At 44.0% G+C, this 15,842-nt stretch carries 19 protein-coding genes; 12 read left to right on the top strand and 7 right to left on the bottom strand.

What is annotated here, in order from left to right; translation table 11 throughout:
* Nucleotides 1–2: 2 nt before the first annotated feature.
* The 3 genes from dnaB to IPH92_00970 all read right to left on the bottom strand — a co-directional run bounded on the left by dnaB (nt 3) and on the right by IPH92_00970 (nt 3,915).
* Nucleotides 3–1,403: a replicative DNA helicase gene (gene dnaB, locus IPH92_00960; GenBank protein QQR65136.1), complete on the bottom strand. Its 1,401-nt coding sequence runs from the start codon at nt 1,401–1,403 to the stop codon at nt 3–5.
* A gap of 87 nt (nt 1,404–1,490) precedes the next feature.
* Complete coding sequence (locus IPH92_00965) at nt 1,491–2,948, bottom strand: cysteine--tRNA ligase (GenBank protein QQR65137.1); 1,458 nt, start codon at nt 2,946–2,948, stop codon at nt 1,491–1,493.
* A 55-nt stretch (nt 2,949–3,003) separates the two neighbouring features.
* Complete coding sequence (locus IPH92_00970) at nt 3,004–3,915, bottom strand: CorA family divalent cation transporter (GenBank protein ID QQR65138.1); 912 nt, start codon at nt 3,913–3,915, stop codon at nt 3,004–3,006.
* A gap of 77 nt (nt 3,916–3,992) precedes the next feature.
* On the opposite strand from IPH92_00970, the gene IPH92_00975 reads away from it, so the two are divergent.
* The 3 genes from IPH92_00975 (at nt 3,993) to IPH92_00985 (ending at nt 6,522) form a co-directional block, all read left to right on the top strand.
* Nucleotides 3,993–5,276 carry a S41 family peptidase gene (locus IPH92_00975; protein QQR65139.1) on the top strand — a complete coding sequence of 428 codons (1,284 nt, stop codon included), beginning with the start codon at nt 3,993–3,995 and terminating at the stop codon, nt 5,274–5,276.
* A 99-nt stretch (nt 5,277–5,375) separates the two neighbouring features.
* Nucleotides 5,376–5,819, top strand: a complete 444-nt coding sequence (gene rplI, locus IPH92_00980; GenBank protein ID QQR65140.1) for a 50S ribosomal protein L9 — start codon at nt 5,376–5,378, stop codon at nt 5,817–5,819.
* Between the two features lies 1 nt (nt 5,820).
* Nucleotides 5,821–6,522, top strand: a complete 702-nt coding sequence (locus tag IPH92_00985; GenBank protein ID QQR65141.1) for a peptidylprolyl isomerase — start codon at nt 5,821–5,823, stop codon at nt 6,520–6,522.
* Nucleotides 6,523–6,579: 57 nt separating this feature from the next.
* Here IPH92_00985 and rpmA read toward each other — a convergent pair whose 3' ends face one another.
* Entirely contained in the window at nt 6,580–6,861 is a 282-nt protein-coding gene (gene rpmA, locus IPH92_00990) for a 50S ribosomal protein L27 (protein QQR65142.1), read from the bottom strand.
* Between the two features lie 62 nt (nt 6,862–6,923).
* Between rpmA and IPH92_00995 the strand changes: the two genes are divergently transcribed.
* The gene (locus IPH92_00995; protein QQR65143.1) at nt 6,924–7,322 is read left to right on the top strand and encodes a hypothetical protein; all 399 of its coding nucleotides are present in this window, start codon (nt 6,924–6,926) and stop codon (nt 7,320–7,322) included.
* Nucleotides 7,323–7,549: 227 nt separating this feature from the next.
* Here the strand turns inward: IPH92_00995 and IPH92_01000 are convergent, their stop codons facing one another.
* Nucleotides 7,550–7,933, bottom strand: a complete 384-nt coding sequence (locus IPH92_01000) for a response regulator (GenBank protein ID QQR65144.1) — start codon at nt 7,931–7,933, stop codon at nt 7,550–7,552.
* A 63-nt stretch (nt 7,934–7,996) separates the two neighbouring features.
* On the opposite strand from IPH92_01000, the gene IPH92_01005 reads away from it, so the two are divergent.
* Nucleotides 7,997–8,746, top strand: a complete 750-nt coding sequence (locus tag IPH92_01005; GenBank protein ID QQR65145.1) for a type 1 glutamine amidotransferase — start codon at nt 7,997–7,999, stop codon at nt 8,744–8,746.
* On the opposite strand, the gene ung is transcribed toward IPH92_01005, so the two are convergent.
* Nucleotides 8,747–9,412, bottom strand: coding sequence for a uracil-DNA glycosylase (ung, locus tag IPH92_01010; GenBank protein ID QQR65146.1), 666 nt, complete (start codon nt 9,410–9,412; stop codon nt 8,747–8,749).
* A gap of 70 nt (nt 9,413–9,482) precedes the next feature.
* Between ung and IPH92_01015 the strand changes: the two genes are divergently transcribed.
* The 7 genes from IPH92_01015 (at nt 9,483) to murI (ending at nt 14,966) form a co-directional block, all read left to right on the top strand.
* Nucleotides 9,483–10,076 carry a 3'-5' exoribonuclease gene (locus IPH92_01015; protein ID QQR65147.1) on the top strand — a complete coding sequence of 198 codons (594 nt, stop codon included), beginning with the start codon at nt 9,483–9,485 and terminating at the stop codon, nt 10,074–10,076.
* 86 nt (nt 10,077–10,162) lie between these two features.
* On the top strand, nt 10,163–10,843 hold the full coding sequence (locus IPH92_01020) for a TIGR00730 family Rossman fold protein (protein ID QQR65440.1): 681 nt from the start codon (nt 10,163–10,165) through the stop codon (nt 10,841–10,843).
* An 11-nt stretch (nt 10,844–10,854) separates the two neighbouring features.
* A complete protein-coding gene (locus tag IPH92_01025) occupies nt 10,855–12,114 on the top strand; it encodes a hypothetical protein (protein QQR65148.1) in 1,260 nt (419 codons plus the stop codon).
* Between the two features lies 1 nt (nt 12,115).
* Entirely contained in the window at nt 12,116–12,967 is an 852-nt protein-coding gene (locus IPH92_01030) for an ROK family protein (protein ID QQR65149.1), read from the top strand.
* Nucleotides 12,968–13,204: 237 nt separating this feature from the next.
* Complete coding sequence (locus tag IPH92_01035) at nt 13,205–13,600, top strand: hypothetical protein (protein QQR65150.1); 396 nt, start codon at nt 13,205–13,207, stop codon at nt 13,598–13,600.
* A 120-nt stretch (nt 13,601–13,720) separates the two neighbouring features.
* Nucleotides 13,721–14,197 (top strand): EVE domain-containing protein, encoded by a 477-nt coding sequence (locus tag IPH92_01040; protein ID QQR65151.1) that lies wholly within the window; start codon nt 13,721–13,723, stop codon nt 14,195–14,197.
* A 1-nt stretch (nt 14,198) separates the two neighbouring features.
* Nucleotides 14,199–14,966, top strand: a complete 768-nt coding sequence (gene murI, locus IPH92_01045) for a glutamate racemase (protein ID QQR65152.1) — start codon at nt 14,199–14,201, stop codon at nt 14,964–14,966.
* A gap of 368 nt (nt 14,967–15,334) precedes the next feature.
* Here the strand turns inward: murI and IPH92_01050 are convergent, their stop codons facing one another.
* Entirely contained in the window at nt 15,335–15,814 is a 480-nt protein-coding gene (locus IPH92_01050; protein QQR65153.1) for a hypothetical protein, read from the bottom strand.
* Nucleotides 15,815–15,842 lie beyond the last annotated feature (28 nt).

A 15,842-nucleotide genomic window follows, 5' to 3' on the forward strand; every position in this document is an offset into this window, starting at 1 on the left:
AATTAGAAGTCGTCGCGGTCTGCGCCTACGGTGTGGTGTGTATCAAGATTGATAAAGCGAACGTGCTTATCGTCGAAGTAGAGTTCAGTTTTGCCAACGGGCCCATTACGATGCTTCTCAATGAGAATTTCAGCGATGTTGGGGCGATCAGATTCCTTGTTAATTTTGTCTTCACGATGAATAAACATCACCACGTCGGCGTCCTGTTCTATCGAGCCAGAATCACGAAGGTCGGAGAGTCGTGGTTTGCCACCACGCTGCTCAACGGCACGCGATAACTGTGAAAGAGCAATGACAGGAACATCGAGTTCACGCGCGAGAATTTTTAATGAGCGTGAAATCTCGGTCACTTGCTGCACCATAGAATCGCTCGCTTTTGAACTCGTCGGGCTCATTAATTGGAGATAGTCTACAATGAGTAAGTCAAGGCCGTGCTCGTTTTTAAGACGGCGTGCTGATGAGCGCATTTTGAGAATATTATTTCCTGGCTGGTCGTCGATATGAATTGGTGCTTCTGAGAGACGTGCCATTGCGGCTTGCACTGCTTCAAATTCACTATCGGAACGTAATTTACCCGTGCGAAGTTTCCAAGAGTCAACCCCTGCTTCTGCCGCGAGCATACGGTCGACTAACTGTTGATCGCTCATCTCAAGAGAGAAGATACCGACTGAGGCACGGTGGATACACGCAGCATTACGTGCAATGTCGAGCGCAAGCGTTGTCTTTCCCATTGAAGGTCGTGCAGCAAGAATGATAAGGTCTGACTTTTGAAGTCCTGCAAGAAGATTGTCGAGGCCGGAAAAACCGGTAGGAATACCGCGGTGGGTTTCTTCTGACGAATTGAGGCTTTCAAAACGGTCCCATGCTTCGGTGAGGGAACTCCCAATCGGGGTAAATTTTTGCGTGGTTGGAGCATTGGTTACTTGGTAGATGCGCTTTTCGGCACCATCCATAGCTTCGTCGATATTTTCGGGGTCAGAGTAGCCTATTTCTGCAATTTCATCCGCAGCATTAATCAGGCCGCGAAGGATTGCTTTGTTTTGGACAAGTTCTGCATAGTAGAGTGCGTTACCTGCAGCAGGAACTGATTCTACAAGTTCGGTGATGTATGCAGCACCGCCCGTACGCTCAAGGAGGCTACGAGACTTTAGTTTGGTGGTAATCGAAAGAATATCGATAGGGTCACCATGCATGAAGGTGTCGAGAATAGCACGGAAGATTTCACGATGCTTGTCTGCGTAGAAGGACTCAGGATACACGGTCACCGAGACATCGTGCATCACTTCAGATTTTAAAATGATAGCACCGAGGAGCGCCCTTTCGGCTTCAAGGTTTTGGGGAGGCATACGAAGAAGCCTACTTTTGGTGCCATGTGGCCGTGTGTCTTCTCGGGTATCTTCCATAGTGGGAGCATTGTATCACGAAGAATTGTTCTCAGGTAAAAAAGGGGATAGTGGGGATTTTGGGGATAAGGGATTATGATTCGTTACTCAACATTTTGATATCTTTTGACCCTGGGGACTATCCTCTATGGTATAACCCTTAAGATTGATTGCTTGGCGGAGAAGGTCGGCCTCGCTCCAATTAAGAGTTGCGCGAGCAATTTCGCGTTTATCGAGTAGTTCTTGGATATCTTCGGGGACTTCTTCACGAGCAACTATTCCTAGTTCGCGTACAATGTCGCTTGCATCGTCAGAGAGCCCAATATCGAGTACTGCATCAATTGCCTTGAGTGTAGCGACTTTATCGGGATTCGTAAGCGACGGGTCTTTGATTATTTCCCACATAAGGGCGATTGCTCTTGGTGTGTCGAGGTCGTCATTAATGGCTTCGTGAAAGCGTGCACGGTAGGATTCACTTACCGTGCCGGAGATATTTTTGCTTTCTTCAAAGATAAAGCGACGTAAGCGGAAAAGCGCTTGTTTTGTTGCATCGAGTGCTTCGAAGGTGAAGTTCATAGCAGTGCGATAGTGTCCCGTGAGGAGCCAATAGCGGTATACAAGGGGTGTATACCCACGGTCGACAAGTCCTGAAAGGCGAATACCATTACCGAGAGATTTTGCTATTTTTGTATCATTGATTTTAAGATGTGCATTGTGAAGCCAGTAGGCAACATACGGTTTGCCGGTTACCGATTCCGCCTGCGCAATTTCACCATTATGGTGTGTATACATGAGGTCTTCGCCACCTGTATGGATGTCTACTTGTTTGCCCAACGTACTAAAAATCATAGCAGTACATTCTATATGCCAACCGGGGAAACCCTTACCCCAAGTGCTTTCCCATCCGAGTAATCCCTTTTTCCATAGTGCAAAATCAGCAGGATGCCGTTTCTCAGAATTGACTGCTACGCGAGAGCCACTTTGTAAATCGTTAAGATTTATTTTTCCAAGGACACCGTACTTGGGGAATTTAGTAATATCAAAATATACACCATCAGAAGTTTCGTACGCATAGCCTTTTTCGTAGAGGGTTCGAATAAGTCGAATCTGTTCACTGACGTAGTCACTCGCAGGAGTGTACTTGGTGGGGCGCAGGTTGCGAAAAGCATCATTGTCATCCTTGAAGGACTGCATATAGGTATCAGCCACCTCACGCATTGCGGTAAGTGAGATAGGTTTACCCTCACGCTTTAAGGCCTTCATCATTTTATCTTCGCCCGCATCGGCGTCGTCGGTGAGGTGACCAAAGTCAGTAAAGTTAATGACATTTTTAACTTTGTAGCCATTGTATATGCACACACGCTTGATGAGGTCAGTAAGTAAAAACGAGCGTAAATTGCCAATATGGATATGATCGTAGACCGTCGGTCCACATGAATACATGGTCACGATGCCGGGCTTCAAGGGGATGAATACTTCCTTTGTCCTGGTGGCAGAATTATAGAAATAGAGGGGAGGATGTGGTTCCTGAACGTGTGAAGAAGAAAGAAAATCGAAAAAACCCATATATTAAAAAATTATGAATACGCACAGTGTAGCAAAAACTTACACACCCTGCATGCTACATCCAGCCATTGCGCTTGAAGAAAGTAAAGAAGCCAATAGTAACAGAAACCATAATACCCACAATAATCCAAAAATCATGCTCTTGACCAATAATAGGTGCAGAAACTACATTCATACCAAACATCGAACTAAATAGTGCTAAAGGGAAGGTAACAAAGGCCATAATACTCAGTTTCTTGATGATTTCATTTTGTTTTGTGGTAAGCATGGCGCTGTTGGTTTCACGTAGTGCGGAGAGAGTTTCATACTGAGTATTTACTTTATGCTTTAAAAGTTTGTACTGATTATGAATAGCACGCATTTCTCTTACAAATTGCTCGCCGTATATATCCTCAATATGTTGCGATAAATCCTCAAGCACATCCTCATGACCACGAATGATGTGACGAAACGCAATAAGTTGTTTACTAATCGAAGAAATTTCATATACCATACGTTTTTCGTTATTTTTGAAAATTTCTGATTCAATTTCAGAAAGTTTTGACTCAATGTACTCTAGTTTAGAATGTGCAGTGTCATACAGGTTACTAAAAAGCGACACAAAAAGGTGCACACCTGTTAAGCCTCGTTGATTTTTGCGGAGGGTCGTTGCCACTTCAAATTGGCGTTTGTAGCGATCAATACCTTCCATTTCTTCATATTGTACGGTGAGTAAATTACCCTTAGAAATAAGAAACTTCACTTCAAACTGATGTTCAACATCAAGGTTTTTGATAGTAGGGAAGTCAAGCGTGACTTTAATGGTGTTTTCGGCACGTTGGACAGTATTTTTTGGCACTACGGCAGTGAGGTCGGTCATGAGGGTTGGAGGAATGTCCGTATCACGGAGTACTTTTTGCACTTCTTCAGCAGAAGGGTTTTTGAGATTTACCCAGAGGAGTTTCCCTTGTCTAAAACGTTCAATCATAGTGTAATGTTACCATACCAACACTAATACCAATCTCTCTGTTTTGTATAAGTGGGGAAGAATGCGATAATATAAAAATGATACACAATGAAGAGCAGAACGACTCCACGATGAGTGGAGTACATGAAGACGACTCGAGTGGGAAACGCACTCAGCCCCTTTTGGGTATTGGGCTTGCAGTACTGCTAGCAACGGCAACTTTTTTTTCAGGTCTCCATCTTGGCAATGACACGCAACTCGAAGCCAATCTTTTTTCATTCCTTAGAAGTAACGAAACAAAAGCAGATGACTCTATTGATCTTTCTGAATTTTGGGACGTATGGGATTTGCTTGACAAAAAGTTCGTCACATCGGCCACTACCACTCCTATTTCTGATGCAGAAAAAATTCAAGGTGCGATAGAAGGTCTTGTGCGGTCTTACGGGGATCCCTACACTATGTATTTCCCGCCTGAAGATGCTGCGATGTTTAAAGAAGACATCAGTGGCAATTTTAGTGGAGTAGGTATGGAAGTGGGAATGCGTGAGGATGTTATTACGGTGATTTCACCACTTCCTGATAGTCCCGCAGAAAAAGCTGGGCTTATGGCGGGCGATGCTATTGTGCGCATCAATGATGAATCAACCGAAGGGATTGGTGTTGATGAGGCCGTTCAGCGCATTCGTGGTGAAAAAGGAACAGAGGTTACATTTTCTATTTTCCGTAAGGGAGAAGAAGAGTTTCGTGAAATTACCGTTGTGCGGGATACGATAACTATTCCCACAAGCAAAACCGAAGTGCGTGGAGACGTGTTCGTTATCACACTCTACAGCTTCAATGCAATTTCAGAACTCGAAATGCAAAAGGCCCTTCGGGAGTATGTAAGGAGTGATACTAAAAAATTGGTGCTCGATCTTCGTGGTAATCCAGGAGGATATCTACAAAGCGCAGTGTCGATTGGAAGTTTTTTCCTCCCAGTAGGAAAGCCAATTGTTCGAGAAAGTTTTAGTGGAGACGTCAAAGAAGAAGTGTATCGTAGCACTGGACGTGAACTCGGTGCACATGCACCGGAGAAAATGGTAGTACTCATTGACGGTGGTTCGGCATCAGCATCAGAGATTCTTGCGGGAGCACTCGAGGAGCATGGTGTAGCGACACTTGTGGGCGCACAGTCCTTTGGTAAGGGTTCAGTACAGGAATTGGTGCCACTTGATGACGGTTCGTCTCTCAAGGTGACGGTAGCACGCTGGCTTACACCAAATGGTGTTTCAATTTCCGAAGGGGGGCTCACTCCAAATATTGTTGTAGAGCGTACCGCCGAAGACCGCGCAGCAGAAAAGGATCCACAAATGGACGCTGCGCTTGAATTTCTTGCAAAATAAGTACCACTTTCACACACTAGTCTAGTGTGTGCTCTTCACAAAATCTGCTATGATGTGACGCATTATAGGGTAATTAACTGACCATTACACTAATACGATATGAAGGTAATTCTCATTAAAGACGTAGCGCGCCTCGGCCGAAAATCTGAAGTAAAGGATGTACCGGATGGACACGCGCTCAATTTTCTCATTCCAAAAAAATTGGCTATTATTGCTACACCTGAGCAGCTGCGCCGTGTCTCTGAGGTGGTACGACAGCAAGACTCACAACAGGAGGCTCTTTTTGAGGCGTTCAAAGCTGCATGTGCAAAGCTTGCTGAAAAACAAATTCCCTACACGGTAGAGGCCAACGAAAAAGGACATTTGTTCAAAGGTATTAGTGTCGATGACATCCTTGCTCACCTAGAAGCAACGGAGAGTATTGTGCTATCGAAACAAAGTATGCACCTCGCACATCCGATTAAGGAACTAGGTGTGCATCAGATTCCGTTATCCTTTTCTGGTATTTCGGGGGTCTGTACGTTAGTGGTAGTGAAAAAGTAATATGGCAAGTATTAAGCAAATAGCGTTCGTCCTTGGAATTTCTCTCGTACTCGTGGCAATTATTGGCTGGTGGGTGGACAAAAATAATGAAAAACCAGCACTACTTCTTGACACTGAAACACAACTTGCAGGGCCACTGACACCAGAGGAATTAGTTATAAATAACCCAGACATAACAAACACTATGAATCGAGTCGCAGTATTCAGCACCAACAAAGGAACAATCGAGATAGAACTTTTTGAAGATAAGATGCCTATCACCACCGGGAATTTTATTAAACTTGCTCTGGAGAACTTCTATGATGGAATTAAGTTCCATCGTGTCATTGATGGATTCATGATTCAGGCAGGAGACCCAAATACCAAGGGCAATGACATCCTTTCATACGGCTCTGGTGGTCCTGGATATACAGTACAAGATGAGTTTGTAGAAGATTCACTTTTGAGTAACGTACGTGGCACTATTGCAATGGCAAACACAGGACAGCCAAACTCAGGTGGAAGCCAATTCTTTATCAATACCGTTGATAACACGGGTCTTGATTTCAACAAGGAGCCATTCTCTTCAAAGCACCCAGTTTTCGGACGTGTAATCAAGGGACTCGATATCGTGGATGCAATTTCAAAAGTTGAGGTAGGGCAACGTGATTTGCCGGTAGAGCCAGTTGTGATTGAATCTATAGATATTAAGGCAGGGGAGTAGTAGAGAGAAAAAGAAAACGCCTGGAGATTACTCCAGGCGTTTTCTTTTTCTAGTTGTTTAGGTTGTAGCAATGATTGCAACGCGCTTCTTTGAAACGACGCGACCATCAAACTTTACTTTGCGCATGTTTCCAAAAGAAACTTTGCCCGCTTTCCCTGCGTAGAGTGTATGGTCCTTTCCGACACGCACATTCTTACCTGCTTCAATCTTTGTACCGCGCTGACGCACGAGTACTTCTCCAAGTTTCACTGCCTGTCCATCACCACGCTTTACACCGAGGTACTGCGCATTTGAGTCAGTCAGGTTTTTGGCGGTTCCGCCAGCCTTTTTCGTTGCCATAGTACTATTTTATCTAAAATGCAATGCGGAAGTACCCGCACTCGTCATGTATAATAATGGGCATGAGTATACAAGAATTATCACGAAAATTCAAGGGCTTGTACTCAAATCCTGAATATCTTCTTCTAATCCTCATAATTACAGTTTCATTCGTATCATTTTACCTCGGGCGTGTTTCTGTAGGGAACGGGCACAGTGAGGCAACTCGTATACCGATACAAGCAACAATAATTGAATCAAATACTCTTCAAAATCATGATATTACAAGCACCACAACTCCTCTCGTTGAGGAAAAAGTAGTGAAAGAGACATACGTGGCATCTAAAAGTGGTACAAAATACCATCTCCCCTGGTGTCCTGGAGCAAAGCAAATTAAGGATGAAAACAAAGTGTGGTTTGCAACGAAAACAGATGCAGAAAAGGCGGGGTATACACCCGCCGCAAACTGCAAAGGAATTTGAGTCCATCCACTAACCCCATCTACTTCGTGGCCGGAACGTACAGAGCGTAGCGACAATACGTTCCGAGTCTGTCGCTTTTTCTTCCCCACGGAAGAAAAAGCGACGAGTGAGTCGTTCAGACATTCATCGTACGCCATGTACGCTTCATGTCTTCACTCCTCGATGCCTCGTATCTGGGGTCATTGGATGGACTCAAAGATAATCTAAGAAGAAGTGTGCAAAGGAATTTAATCGAAATACCCGGCGAGGTGTTGTTTTACTCGCTTTAGTATTTCTTCAAGACTTGTATTTGACTTAATAATGTAATCGTCTGAATGAAGACTTACACCGTGCGCAATATTGGTTGCGTCATCAGCATTAGTGAGAAGGATTACCTGTATATCTTTACCCCACGATGTTTTTTTGAGTGCCCCCAACATCTCATGCCCACCCATTTTTGGCATCTGAATATCGAGAAGTATGAGATTAGGCTTCTCCGCTTCTGCAATAAGCAGACCCTCAATACCATCTTTTGCTTCAAGTGCCTTGTAACCCGCACTCAGAAGTGCAGTGTGTAATGCTTCACGAAGTGCTTCGTCGTCATCGACAACAAGTATTTTATATTGTGCCATACCTTATAAGTATACCACTCCTGGACGAAGCCGATGCGAGATATTATGATAGGCACCCTAACCATGAAAAATATACTTATTTTGCAGTTCAGGAAGCATACTGAGCACATCGTTGATGAGGTGAGGATATATACTCGTGCATTTCAGCACCTTCCCGTTACGCTTACATTTAGAAGTGCGTTTCATGATGGACTCGATTTGAAAAGTCCTGATTTACTGTGTGTGGAAGTTGATGCAATCATTCTAGGTGGTTCCGGGGATTTATTTTTTGACGGAGGACTCGATGCAGCACACGAGGCGGTTGCTTGTTCATGTAATTTTGCACGCACGCATGCTCCGCTCTTTGACTATATAACTCAGACAAACATGCCCCTTCTTGGTATTTGTTTTGGGCATCAGATATTCGCGCATTTTGCAGGTGTGCGTGTGCACAATGATTTGTCCCAAGCAAAAATGGGCTCACATACCATTATGCTCACTGATGAGGGAAGGAATGACCCCCTCTTTGCAGGACTTCCTCCATCATTTGCGGTGCAGTATGGACACAAGGACTCGCTCTCTGAGATGCCATTACACGCGACACTCCTTGCTTCTGGCAAGCAGTGCAAGTACAGTGCTCTGCGACTCGGGCCAAAGCGCTATAGTCTTCAGTTTCATCCCGAACTTACTGGGGAAGATATACGTTCTCGTTGTGCCAAAAACCCAGCATATTTACCGAAGGGAAGTACGGTGGAAAATGCCATATGCGAATCTCCTCACGCATCCCACATACTCGACAACTTTGTCTATCTCATCATGTACGGCGATAAATAATCACCACACTATTGGTGTTTTCTTGTTTTGTTTTAGATAGGTGTTTGTCATACTAAAGTGCTTTGAGCCGAAGAAACCTGAGCGCGCAGAAAAAGGGGAGGGGTGTGGTGCGGTGAGTATGAGATGTTTGGTGGTGTCAATAAACACACTTTTCTTTTGCGCATTATTACCCCAAAGCAAAAACACGACATGTTCTTTTTCATTAGAAATTTTTTGAATGACCGCATTGGTAAAAGTTTCCCAACCAATGTCCTTGTGTGAGTTTGGTGCGCCATCACGTACGGTGAGAGTAGTATTGAAAAGAAATACCCCCTGTTCCGCCCAGTGTGTAAGATTACCATGCGTGCGAAGCGGAATCCCCAAATCATTTTGGAGTTCTTTAAATATATTTTTAAGTGAAGGTGGTATGCGAACTTCGTCTGGCACTGAAAAACAAAGTCCATGTGCTTGGCCTTCACCATGGTAGGGGTCTTGACCGAGAATGACTACTTTGATTGCATCAAAGGGGCAAACTGAAAAAGCATTAAAAACAAATGGTAGAGGAGGGTACACAGGCTTATGCGTACGGTACTCTTTGCGCACCGTGCGCATGAGATCAGCAAAATACGGCTTCTGGAACTCCTCCTTAAGGACTTCTTTCCACGATGATTCAAAATCCGTATGCATTCTGCATAGTATAGCGCACATTAATTATATTGAGATAAACTGCACAAAATGAATATGGTATGCTATTTCTATGATAGTTATAGACATCGAGGCGTCGGGGACCGAGTGGGCAAAACATTCTATTGTTTCAATTGGTGCATTAGATTTTGATCATCCAGAAAATCGGTTTTATGAGGAATGTTGTATTTGGCATGGTGCACACATAATGGAAGGTGCTCTTGAGGTAAATGGATTCACGGAAGCAGAAATTACTGACCCCACTAAAAAAAGTGAAGCGGAAATTGCGCGTATGTTTCTCGAATGGTCGGAGCACATGAGTGACAGAACACTCGCAGGTCAAAATGTGTCGTTTGATAGAGATTTCCTTCGGGCAGCGTGTGATCGGGCAGACTTACCGTGGAATATAGCGCACCGCACCATTGATACGCACTCTCTTTGCTATATGCACATGGTGACGCACGGTATTACGCCGCCTATCGACCCTCAGCATCGCCGTACTGCACTCAATCTCGACGCTGTCATGAACTATTGCGGCATTCCAGACGAGCCAGAACCTCATAATGCACTCACTGGCGCCCTTTCGCATGCTGAGGTTATTTCACGTCTATTAAATGGCAAAAAACTTCTCCCCGAGTTTGAACAGTATGCAATTCCATGGCTCTAGGTACATGATATAATCTCCACATGGCATTAAGAAAAAAAAGCACAGTTGCTTCGAAAAAGTTTGATATTAAAACCGACAAACGCGACATGCATTGTCGTATACTGACCGACCTTTTTGAGGCGGATGGTGCAGTGCAGTCATGGCGCATTTTTCGCATTATGTCCGAGTTTGTTAATGGATTTGATATTCTCCGCAAGTACAGCACGGCAGCCACTTTCTTTGGAAGCGCACGTCTTTCACCACAAGAACCAGCATATAAAGCTGCGGAACTTCTTGCTGCAAAGCTCGCAAAAAAGGGGTTCGCTATCATTACTGGTGGTGGCCCTGGTATTATGGAAGCCGCAAATGTCGGTGCTTTTAAAGTGGGAGGAAAGTCGGTTGGCCTCAATATTCAATTGCCTATGGAACAGAAGCTCAATCCCTATGTTACTGAGTCAGAGAGTTTCCACTTTTTCTTTTCGCGGAAAGTGATGCTTTCATTTGCTTCTGAAGTGTATGTCTACTTTCCCGGAGGATTTGGTACACTCGATGAGCTTTTAGAGATAATCACCCTCATTCAAACAGAGAAAATTACAAAAATTCCTGTTGTGCTCTATGGCAGAGACTTTTGGGAACCTCTCATATCATATTTTGAGAAAGTGCTTCTCAAAGAGTACAAGACCATAAGTAAAGATGACCTTTCTCTTATTCATGTTGTTGATACAGTTGATGAAGCATATGAGTACATCATTGCTCATGTCGATCCCAAAGCACCTCGTCAGGTATAATTTGTTTTTGTATGCAGTCCACATTTCACAACAGTACATTTCCCAAAGACTTAGTTAAAGAAGTGAGTAAAAAAGCCCATGCATACAGACTAAAAATAGAAAAAGTGCAGGAAAGTGGTATTTTTGAACGTTCTGAGTCCTCACTCTGTATCGCGGGCGATGGAGCGTACCAGAAAGACATCAAGAAACGTCTCGCTCCATTCACAGGCACAAAACACGTTATTTTGGTTGCTATTGGCGGCTCAATGCAGGGTGTGCAAGCTGTATATGATGCATGTGTCAGTAAAGAAATTCCTCGATTGAGTATTGTTGACAGTATCGAAGAGAAGTACATAGAAGATATGCGCCGCATCATTAGTGTTACCAAAGATGCACGTGACATTGTGCTTGTCGTAGTGAGTAAGTCAGGAACAACGACAGAGACTATGCTCAATGCACTTCACATCATTGGACTTTGGGAAAAAAAGTTTGGTGAGGCATTTTTAAAACAAATTATTTTCATTGGCAATGAAGGCACACCGTTTCTCGAAGCAGGAGCAAAAAAAAATATACTGAGCTTTACGCTTCCACATTCTATTGGGGGAAGGTTTTCCGTTTTTTCTGCTGTAGGCGTTGTACCGCTCACTCTTCTGGGAATAAATATACCGCAGTTACTGAAAGGTGCACTTGATGCGGTCAAAAGTGAGGCACTCACTCACGTTGAAGAAAGTGCAGTTACGCTTGCACTCCATGCATATTCTGGAGTGCACACAGTCAACTTTTTTTCTTTTAACCGACGACTTCGTTCTTGTGGTTTATGGTACCGTCAGCTACTCGCCGAAAGTACTGGTAAAAGCACTACAAAAGCAGGGACCCCCTTCATGCATCAGTTGCTTCCTATTGTATCAACAAGTGCAGATTTACACTCTAGTGCAGAACTGTATTTAGGAGGCTATACGGGTATCTATACACACTTTGTGTACTACACTGAACGCACGAGCGCACGAATGCCTCAGGTTCATTGGTTACTCGAACACCTTCCGTTTCTTAAAAACAGAAAATCGTCAGTCATAAAAGATATTATTACCGAAGGTGTGCTTCATGCATATAATGACCAAATGCTTCCGTATCGCTACACAAAGTTAGAAAAATGCACCGAGTACGAAGTGGGTTTTCTCCTTGCGTCACTCATGGCAGAAGTAATGTATATTGGATATCTCTTCAACATCGACACCTTCGACCAACCCAGTGTGGAATTTTATAAAAAGTATGTAAGAGCAGAATTGAGTTAGTATGTATATTCTTTTTGACATCGGCGGCACCAAAACCCGAGTAGCATCAACAAACGACCTAGAGACAATTCTTCGCGTAGAAAAATTTAATACTCCACTCTCGTATGCCGAAGGTCTTGCGGCTATTGTGGCAGCCATAGAAACAGTGCGTGGAGGTGAGAGTGTGACCGCGATGGCGGGAGGTATTCGAGGACCTCTCAATCACGAAAAGACTGGAATTGTGAGCGAAAAAGTTTTGATGGACTGGGTTGGGCGCTCGATTACTGGCGACCTCAACCAAAAATATCATGCACCCGTGTTTCTCGAAAACGATACCGCCATAGTTGGTCTTGGAGAGGTGCATTACGGTGCAGGGAAGGGAGCAGACATAGTGGCGTACCACACGGTGAGTACTGGGGTAGGGGGTGCACGATATGTGCATGGGCACATTGATGCAGTAAGTGTCGGATTTGAGCCTGGCCAACAGATTTTGGATATTGATAGAACTATACTTGGCAGTCATGTGTCTCCAACTCTGGAAAATATGGTGTCAGGCACTGCGCTCGAAAAACGAAAGGGAATGAAGCCATATGAAATATCTCAGGAAGATCATGTATGGGACGAGCTCGCGGGAATATTGGCATTTGGACTTAAAAACACCATTGTGTACTGGTCTCCAGACGTTATTGTACTCGGTGGTTCTATGGTAATTGGTGACCCCCGTATTCTCCTCCCCGACATCATTCGTCATACTGAAGAGGCCCTGGGCGGGCTTCTTCTATGCCCTAAGATAGTCGATGCAACCTTGAAAGATGAGGGTGGACTCTATGGTGCGATGGCACTCATCAAAGAAAAACAAGGCAACATAAAATAAAGTTTGTCAATGTTCTTCACCTAGAAAACGGCTATAAATATAGACTGTCAAATAGTTGACAGTCTATATTTATAGTTATGTAATTTGATTTTTTCATTCAAAATGGTATACTTTTTATGGACGGCTTGTGGCTGTCTTTTTGTTTGGTTCGCCTCGGCGGGACATACAAAATGTATTCGTTAAGACTAATGGCTTATATTATCTAGTTTACTTACAGCAATAATTGCTGTATCGAACATGGGAGTAGTATCGGTAGCCGATACTGCATATGGGCACATTGCAACAAAAGAAGATCAAGTCACTGAAGTCCGGCTGGTTGGTGCGAACACAGAAACGGCAGTTCGTTCCTACTTCAGTGATATACCCGTCATGATACAAATAGCGCGGTGTGAATCACAATTCAGACAAACGCTCGCTGACGGTACTGTTCTTAGAGGAAAGGTGGATCCCGCTGACACTGGGGTAATGCAAATCAATATGCGTTATCACGGAGAAGAAGCGAGGGAACTTGGCCTGAATCTCGAGGACATGTACGACAATATGGCGTATGCTCGTGATCTCTATGAACGGCAAGGTACGCGACCATGGACTGCATCTGCAGCCTGTTGGTCACATACTATTGCAATGCGTTAACAGAAAATCTCCCCATTTGGGGAGATTTTCTTATGACCAATGTTCGACGTACGACGTCGAACATGTGATGTTGTTCTAGGTCGTTTACCTACTTTGCCTTGGGGCGTATAATAAAAGGGTATGCAGTACTGGCTCATGAAAAGTGAACCCTCGTGTTACTCTATTGACGATCTTAAACGCGATAGAATAGGTAGGTGGGATGATGTGCGCAACTACCAAGCGCGCAATTTTATGCGGAATATGGAGAAGGGTGATATGGTGCTTTTTTATCACTCGAGCACAAAGCCCGTGGGTGTGGTAGGGCTTGCGCGGGTGCACAGAGAAGCGTATCCCGACCCCACGCAGTTTGATGCACAATCATACAAATACGATGCAAAATCTTTGGAAGAAAATCCGCGCTGGTCTGCAGTCGATCTTTCATTTATTGAAAAGTTTTCTGAGGCTATGACACTTGCTGAACTCAAAAATGACCCATATTTCAAAAATATGCTCGTCGTGAGAACGGGTATGCGACTATCCGTACAACCAGTGGAAAAGAAACACTTTATGCGTATTTGTAACATGTACTCAACTGCTTTTGTGCCTATTGCCACATAATATGAAAATTGGTTTCTTTGATTCGGGGATGGGTGGACTCACTATTCTACGTGCGGTGCGTGCATACATGCCGGAGTACGATTATATTTTTTTTGGTGATACCGCCAATGTACCCTATGGGAGTAAATCTGAAGAGGAGATACATACGCTTACGTATGCAGGCATCAAACGTCTTTTTGATGCGGGGGCAGTGATTGTCATTGTGGCATGCAATACCGCTTCAGCGCGCTCAGTGCGTATCCATCAAGATGAAATGCTTGCACGTGAGTATCCTGATAGAAAACTTCTTGGGGTGATTATTCCTACAGTAGAGACACTTCTCGCGACACCGGCTAAGAATGTATTACTCATTGGCACCGAGCGTACTATTCGCTCCGAGAAGTATCTTATTGAACTCAAAAAAGGTGATGCAGACTTTACACTCTATACGCATGCCACACCGTCACTCGTGCCACTCATAGAATCGGGCGATTTGGAGGGTGCATGCACTGAAGTACGACACGTTCTTTGTGAACCGAAATATGCAAACATCGATACTGTAGTACTCGGTTGTACGCACTACACACTTCTCAAAGAGTGTATTCGTTGTAATCGCACCTGCACTATCATTTCTCAAGATGAGATTATTCCTGAAAAATTTAAAGAGTACCTGACTCGGCATCCAGAGATTGAATCAAGACTCACGAGAGAGGGAAGTGTAGAGATAGACTTGAGTGTCGAAAATGAGCACTATGACACCATCAAGAAAACTCTCCTTAGAGCACACTAATATTTTCGGAAATCATTCCGGAGATTTCTTATAGTTGTGGGGTAGGGCATAGAACAGAATCTCAAAGATATAACTTTTAATTGCTGGATACCAAAGCACATAGGGAATACCTTGTTCTAGGATATGGTAAGCGTCGCACAATATATCTTTTACGACGTATAGTATATATACGTGGTGTTGTATATACACATACGCCCATAATGCGTTTTGAGGCGTTTTGTGCATTGTGCATGGTATTTCCTGTTGTACTCAATGGTGTTGCTCTCTACCTCGTTCTATACAGCACTCACTCTTCCCTTGTGACTGAGAAAATAAAACGAAACATGATGTTGCTATCATGTGTCGCAATTATTTCCACAAAAAGTATTTTAAAAGGTGTTGGTCGAATACTGATTCCCGTCCCATACCATGGTTCCATCAGTGCTCCCATTAAGTCGTATGTCATGCATGCCACTGGTGACACTCTCAAGAACCTCGATTTCTTTTACAGCGTATGCAAATGGTATAGGTGTAAGGAGACCATCTTCAGAGCGTATAAAGAGTGTTGTGATACAACCGCCACCACCACAGGTAGCGTCGGACTCTATGCGTGCAATAACATCCAGGTCGCGGTCACTGTTGAGATGTACCGGTGTAAGGACAAACTGTGCATCTTCGGGCAGCACAAAATCATTAATCGCAATATGTTCGTTGTAATGCGCACGCACCACATCATGTATGGTAGCGGTGCTCATTCCACTCAATAGTACGGATGCTCCCTCTGAATAGGTTTCGATGCCAGATGTCACCATTTGTCCGAGTACGTAGATGACTCCTATGAGAATAAAGGTGAGCAGTAATCTCTTCATATATAGTAATGTAATCACAATAACCAGC

The sequence above is a fragment of the Candidatus Kaiserbacteria bacterium genome, from assembly GCA_016699245.1.
Taxonomy (GTDB): Bacteria; Patescibacteriota; Minisyncoccia; order Phycocordibacterales; family UBA918; genus Damh-18.

What these genes read in the sequence shown, in the direction of transcription:
- IPH92_00965 (QQR65137.1), bottom strand. Translation starts at nt 2,948, where the DNA reads ATGGGTTTTTTCGATTTTCTTTCTTCTTCACACGTTCAGGAACCACAT.
- dnaB (QQR65136.1), bottom strand. Translation starts at nt 1,403, where the DNA reads ATGGAAGATACCCGAGAAGACACACGGCCACATGGCACCAAAAGTAGG.
- IPH92_01000 (QQR65144.1), bottom strand. Translation starts at nt 7,933, where the DNA reads ATGGCACAATATAAAATACTTGTTGTCGATGACGACGAAGCACTTCGT.
- IPH92_01015 (QQR65147.1), top strand. Translation starts at nt 9,483, where the DNA reads ATGATAGTTATAGACATCGAGGCGTCGGGGACCGAGTGGGCAAAACAT.
- rpmA (QQR65142.1), bottom strand. Translation starts at nt 6,861, where the DNA reads ATGGCAACGAAAAAGGCTGGCGGAACCGCCAAAAACCTGACTGACTCA.
- IPH92_00995 (QQR65143.1), top strand. Translation starts at nt 6,924, where the DNA reads ATGAGTATACAAGAATTATCACGAAAATTCAAGGGCTTGTACTCAAAT.
- IPH92_01040 (QQR65151.1), top strand. Translation starts at nt 13,721, where the DNA reads ATGCAGTACTGGCTCATGAAAAGTGAACCCTCGTGTTACTCTATTGAC.
- IPH92_01005 (QQR65145.1), top strand. Translation starts at nt 7,997, where the DNA reads ATGAAAAATATACTTATTTTGCAGTTCAGGAAGCATACTGAGCACATC.
- IPH92_01025 (QQR65148.1), top strand. Translation starts at nt 10,855, where the DNA reads ATGCAGTCCACATTTCACAACAGTACATTTCCCAAAGACTTAGTTAAA.
- murI (QQR65152.1), top strand. Translation starts at nt 14,199, where the DNA reads ATGAAAATTGGTTTCTTTGATTCGGGGATGGGTGGACTCACTATTCTA.
- ung (QQR65146.1), bottom strand. Translation starts at nt 9,412, where the DNA reads ATGCATACGGATTTTGAATCATCGTGGAAAGAAGTCCTTAAGGAGGAG.
- IPH92_01020 (QQR65440.1), top strand. Translation starts at nt 10,163, where the DNA reads ATGCATTGTCGTATACTGACCGACCTTTTTGAGGCGGATGGTGCAGTG.
- rplI (QQR65140.1), top strand. Translation starts at nt 5,376, where the DNA reads ATGAAGGTAATTCTCATTAAAGACGTAGCGCGCCTCGGCCGAAAATCT.
- IPH92_01030 (QQR65149.1), top strand. Translation starts at nt 12,116, where the DNA reads ATGTATATTCTTTTTGACATCGGCGGCACCAAAACCCGAGTAGCATCA.
- IPH92_01035 (QQR65150.1), top strand. Translation starts at nt 13,205, where the DNA reads ATGGGAGTAGTATCGGTAGCCGATACTGCATATGGGCACATTGCAACA.
- IPH92_00970 (QQR65138.1), bottom strand. Translation starts at nt 3,915, where the DNA reads ATGATTGAACGTTTTAGACAAGGGAAACTCCTCTGGGTAAATCTCAAA.
- IPH92_00975 (QQR65139.1), top strand. Translation starts at nt 3,993, where the DNA reads ATGATACACAATGAAGAGCAGAACGACTCCACGATGAGTGGAGTACAT.
- IPH92_00985 (QQR65141.1), top strand. Translation starts at nt 5,821, where the DNA reads ATGGCAAGTATTAAGCAAATAGCGTTCGTCCTTGGAATTTCTCTCGTA.
- IPH92_01050 (QQR65153.1), bottom strand. Translation starts at nt 15,814, where the DNA reads ATGAAGAGATTACTGCTCACCTTTATTCTCATAGGAGTCATCTACGTA.